The following is a 770-nucleotide window of genomic DNA, read 5'->3' on the forward strand; positions in this document are numbered from 1 at the left end:
ATGCGCTGGTCTTCTGGTATCTCTTTAGGATTATCCGTTTTATAGGGGCTCCATACTGAGAACAAGATCCGTCGTTCCTCAGACGAATTGACCTGAATGCCAAAGTAGCCCTGCGCAAAACCATTGGCCATAAAATAAGACCCTAATACATCCTCACCTTCCGGAACAGTAATCTCATTATAGAAATATTCAATATCACCAGCTTCTTCAGGAACCTGGTAGTTTAAGTGAACAGAAGGTCCACGGCGTCCCCAGTAAAAACTATCCTTCACATAATAGACCGAATCAAGCGTTGCTTCGCCTCCAATCAACAGGTCTTTAAACTGGCCGTATGATTCGCCGGTCTTTTCGAAACCAATCAGCTCAACAGTATGATAACCCGGCTTTTCAATCTTAAAAACACCAACTTCTATATCTTGCCAGCTGGTATCACTTATGGCAATACCCTGCTGTTTACCCTTAAAAGACAATTTAATTTTAGATGGGCCATCTTGAGCTTTAGCACGCAGCCCCAGGTATATTTTACCGGTGTGCTCTGTACGGAAATAGATACGTACGGTTTTATCCTGCTCAGCCCAGTTAAGAACTCCCTCCTTACTAAAACGGTTTCTTTTGGCAGGTACCTCATCTCCATTTAGCCAGGCGTTACCGGCTAAGGGAACTGAAGCAGCAAAATCAATCGAACTATTGTCTGTACACGACGATAAAGCAATGACCAGGGTGAATAGGACACCAAATACTTTCTTCATTTATTTATTCTTTAACACATA

General features: G+C 42.6%; 1 protein-coding gene. It reads right to left on the reverse strand.

Features of this window, described 5'->3' with window-relative positions; genetic code table 11:
- Positions 1–749, reverse strand: a 749-nt coding sequence (locus tag FNN09_RS20865; protein ID WP_143304424.1) for a DUF5077 domain-containing protein, incomplete at its 3' end; no start/stop codon positions are given.
- Positions 750–770: the final 21 nt, after the last annotated feature.

It is taken from the genome of Carboxylicivirga sp. M1479 (genome assembly GCF_007097485.1).
Taxonomy (GTDB): domain Bacteria; phylum Bacteroidota; class Bacteroidia; order Bacteroidales; family Marinilabiliaceae; genus Carboxylicivirga.